Source organism: Parafrankia sp. Ea1.12 (assembly GCF_900465275.1).
GTDB lineage: Bacteria > Actinomycetota > Actinomycetes > Frankiales > Frankiaceae > Parafrankia > Parafrankia soli.
Genome location: NZ_UBIZ01000614.1, coordinates 1 through 4,377, shown reverse-complemented (window position 1 = coordinate 4,377; position 4,377 = coordinate 1). Strand labels below are relative to the sequence as shown.

The 4,377-nt window shown below is 75.8% G+C and carries 3 protein-coding genes; 2 read left to right on the top strand and 1 reads right to left on the bottom strand.

The features are described from left to right. Positions 1-823: 823 nt before the first annotated feature. Positions 824-2,110, bottom strand: a complete 1,287-nt coding sequence (gene bioA / locus FMEAI12_RS33435) for an adenosylmethionine--8-amino-7-oxononanoate transaminase (RefSeq protein ID WP_112109120.1) — start codon at positions 2,108-2,110, stop codon at positions 824-826. Positions 2,111-2,412: 302 nt separating this feature from the next. On the opposite strand from bioA, the gene FMEAI12_RS33430 reads away from it, so the two are divergent. Both FMEAI12_RS33430 and FMEAI12_RS33425 read left to right on the top strand, forming a co-directional pair. After that, a complete protein-coding gene (locus FMEAI12_RS33430; protein WP_200835502.1) occupies positions 2,413-3,663 on the top strand; it encodes an enoyl-CoA hydratase/isomerase family protein in 1,251 nt (416 codons plus the stop codon). Between the two features lie 86 nt (positions 3,664-3,749). Then, the coding region (locus FMEAI12_RS33425) for a 4'-phosphopantetheinyl transferase superfamily protein (protein ID WP_112109121.1) at positions 3,750-4,377 on the top strand (628 nt) is incomplete at its 3' end.

The window sequence follows — 4,377 nt, the reverse complement described above, 5'->3', positions numbered from 1 at the left end:
GACCTGGATACCGCGAGGTGGGCGCCGCGTGCGTCACCAGCACCGGCGGTGAACGAGAAGGGCCACGTGCGGATGCCGTTACGACAGGCGCCATGGCGACCCGGGCCGGAGCGGGACGCGTCGGGATCGGGGCTGGAGCCGGGTGGGTGGCGGGAAGCTCGGCGGGGCGTCGGGTCCCGTCCGGAGACGTCCCGATCACCGCGACGAGCCCGGCCGGGCGGCGGGCCGCCGCCCGGCGGACCGCGCGCACCACCGCCCCGAGCCCGGGGGGGACGTGCCCGCGCCCGGGTCGCCATGGCGCCTGTCGTAACGGCATCCGCACGTGGCCCTTCTCGTTCACCGCCGGTGCTGGTGACGCACGCGGCGCCCACCTCGCGGTATCCAGGTCTGTCGGGGCATCCGTTCACGAACCGGGGCGACCCGTGCCCGGCGCCGGCCGGGGGCGGGACCGCCCTCGGTGGGACCGGCGCCGCCGGCGACCACAGCCGCCAGCTGCTACACACAGTGAAGCCCCGTGAACGAAGGGTATGAAGGCTCTTCGGGCATCCGCAACTAGTTCGTGGATGTCGGACATGCAGTACCGGCATCCGCACCAGCGGTCGACGCACCCCCCGGGGGTGTGCTCCCCCTACCTTCGCGCTTCTGACCTGCATCATCAGGCGGCGCACCGGTTCGGACGGCCGGGTCGCAGGCGCCGGAACGGCCGTCCGCACGGCACGGGAAGACCACAGGCGACCCACCTGATGGGGTGGGTCGCCAGGGCGCCGGACGGCCGCCGCGCCGGCCCGACGGCCCCGCGGCCACCGGCCGGCCGGTCAGCCGGTCAGCCGGTGGTGGCGGCGACGGCGTCGACCATGGCGGCGGTCAGGGTGGCGACGTCCGCCGGCTCCATCACGAACGGCGGCATCGCGTAGACGAGCCGTCCGAACGGGCGCACCCACACCCCCAGCTCGACGAGCAGCGGCTGGATGGCGGCCATGTCGACCGGACGGTGGGTCTCGATCACGCCGATGGCGCCGAGAGTGCGGACGTCCGCGACGCCCGGCAGGTCGGCGGCGGGCGCGAGCCCGGCCGCCAGCGCGTCGTGCACGGCGCGGACCCGCTCCCGCCACGGGGAGGCGAGCAGCAGCTCGACGCTCGCCCGCGAGACCGCCGCGGCCAGCGGGTTGGCCATGAACGTGGGGCCGTGCATGAACGCGCCCGCCTCCGACGCGCAGACGCCGTCGGCCACCTCGGCGGTGCACAGGGTGGCGCCCATCGTCAGGTAGCCGCCGGTCATCGCCTTGCCGACGCACATGATGTCCGGGGTGATCCCGGCGTGATCGCAGCCGAACAGCTCCCCGGTGCGCCCGAAGCCGGTCGCGATCTCGTCGGCGACGAGCAGCACCCGGTGCCGGTCGCACAGCTCGCGGACCCGGGCCAGCCAGCCGGGGGCGTAGAAGCGCATCGCGCCGGCGCCCTGCACGACCGGCTCGAGAACGACCGCGGCGATCTCCCCCTCGTGGGCGGCGAGCAGGCGTTCGACGTCGGCGAGGTCGTCATCGGTGACCGGCTCGTCGAAGCCGGGAGCCGGGGCGGGGGCGAACAGATGCCGGGCCAGCAGGCCGGTGAACAGGTGGTGCATGCCGGTGTCGGGATCGCAGACCGACATCGCGCCGGAGGTGTCACCGTGGTAGCCGCGGCGGATCGTGAGCAGCCTCGTCCGCCCGGGCCGGCCGCGTCCGGCCTGGTACTGCAGCGCCATCTTGATCGCGACCTCGACGGCGACGGAGCCGGAGTCGCAGAAGAACACCCGCTCCAGGCCGGGTGGGGTGACCCGGACAAGCAGCTCGGCCAGCGCGACGGCGGGCTCGTGGGTGAGCCCGCCGAACATGACGTGCGACATCCGGTCCAGCTGGTCGCGGGCGGCCTGGTCCAGGACGGGATGGCGGTATCCGTGGATCGCCGCCCACCACGACGACATCCCGTCGAGCAGCTCGCGGCCGTCGGTGAGGGTCAGGCGCACCCCGGCGGCGGAGGCGACGGCGAACAGCGGCGCCTGGTCGCGCACGGAGGCGTACGGATGCCAGACGACCGCGCGGTCCCGGGTGACCAGGTCGGAGGCGTCCATGGCCCCAGCTTCTCCCACCGGCCGCCGGAGCGGGCCGGCGGCGGCGGGCGCGGGGCTGTGCCTCTGCTCACCCGGCTTCGGCCGGTGGGGCGTGCCACGGCCGAAGCCGGGGGTCGGGCGAGGCGGGGTGTGTCGGAAGGGCCACACGGGGCACCCACCGGTCCCGGGTGCGGGCGGCGGCGTCGAAGATGGGACGGGCACTGTCCACCCGCTCACACTGCCCACCGCTCGCCGGCCGCCCGCCGGTGCCGGCTGCCCGCCGCCGTGTGGTCGGCCACAGGTCCAGGGAGGAGTCACCTCGCATGCCGCCCGAACCCACCGACCCCGCCGTGCTCGACGGGCCCACCGTGCCGGCCGCGCGTACCGCGGCCGCAGCGCTCGCCGAGCCGGCGGTGCCGGCCGAGCCGGCGGTGCTCGTGCGCCGCGAGGGTGCCCTCGGCCGGATCACGCTGAACCGGCCGAAGGCGATCAACGCGCTGACCACGGGCATGGTGCAGGCCATCGACGCGGCGCTGCGGACCTGGGCGGCCGACGACGGGATCGCCGCGGTGCTCGTCGACGGGGCGGGCGGGCGCGGCCTGTGCGCGGGCGGCGACATCCGCTTCTTCCATGACTGCGCGCGGCGCGGCGACCCGGCACCGAAGGCGTTCTGGGCCGCCGAGTACCGGCTCAACGCGCTGATCAGCACCTACCCGAAGCCGTATGTGGCGCTGATGGACGGGCTCGTCATGGGCGGCGGGATCGGGATCTCGGCGCACGGCGCCACCCGGATCGTCACCGAGCGCTCGGTGCTGTCGATGCCCGAGGTCGGGATCGGCTTCGTCCCCGACGTCGGCGGCACCCACCTGCTCGCGCGGATACCCGGGGAGATCGGGACGCATCTGGCCCTCACCGGCGCCCGGATCGGCGCCGCCGACGCCATCGCCTGCGGGCTGGCCGACCACCACCTGCCCAGCGACGCGCTGCCGGCGTTCGTCGCCGCGCTGCGCGAGGCCGCCGGGGCCGGCCTCGGCGCGGGCGGCGCGGGCGGCGCGGGCCCACTGGCCCGCCGGTACGCGACGGTCGCCGCGGCGACCGGCCCGTCCTCGCTGGCGACTGACCGGGCCTGGATCGACCCGTGCTACCGGCACGGCAGCGTCGAGGAGATTCTTGCCGCGCTGACGGCCAGCCCCGCCCCGGCGGCCCGCGCCGCCGCGGAGGAGATCGCCGCGAAGTCACCGACCTCGCTGAAGGTGACCCTGCGCGCGCTGCGTTCGGCGCGGGCGCTGCCCGGGCTGGGAGCCTGCCTGGACCAGGAGTACCGGATCGCCTGCGTGCTGCTGAGCACCCACGACCTCGTGGAGGGCATCCGCGCGGCCGTCGTCGACAAGGACCGCTCCCCCCGCTGGTCCCCGGACCGGCTCGACGACGTCACGGCCGAGGACGTCGACCGGTTCTTCGCCCCGCTGGGCGACGCCGAGCTCGGCCTGGGCGAGGCCGGCGGACTCGGTCCGGCCGACGACTCCGGTCCGGGCGGCGAGCTCGGTCTGCGCGAAAGAGAGGCAGTTCGATGACCGACAGCTGGGGCGCGGCGGCCGGGACGCCGGCAGCGGCCACAGGACCTGTCGAGTCGACCGAGCCGGTTGGAGTCACCGCGCCGGTGACGGTGCCGGGTCCGCCCCGGCTCGCCGGCGGCGCGGTCCTGCTGGCCGCGGTGCTGCCGGCGCCCGGCACAGCCTGGTCCCCCGCCGCGGGCCCCGGGACCGGGCCGGCGCTCGCCGCGGTGGAGAAGTTCGACGACGACTTCGGCGGCGCCACGGACGCCCAGCTGTTCCCCGAGGAGGCCGCGACCCTCACCCGCGCGGTCGACAAGCGCCGCCGCGAGTTCACCACCGGACGGATCTGCGCCCACCGGGCGTTGGAGGCCCTCGGCGTGCCCGCGGTGCCCATCCTCCCCGGGGAGCGCCGTGAGCCGCTGTGGCCGGCCGGGGTGGTCGGCAGCATCACCCACACCGCCGGTTACCGGGCGGCCGTCGTCGCCCGCGGCGCGGCAGGTTCGGCGGTGAGCGTCGGCATCGACGCCGAGCCGAACGAGCCGACGCCCGGCGGCGTGCTCCGCGAGATCTCGCTGCCCGCGGAGCGGGACATGCTCACCGCGCTGGGCCGGGAGCACCCGGCTGTCTGCTGGGACCGACTGCTGTTCAGCGCCAAGGAGTCGGTGTACAAGGCCTGGTTCCCACTGGCCCAACGCTGGCTGGGCTTCGACGACGCCGAGCTGACTATCACCG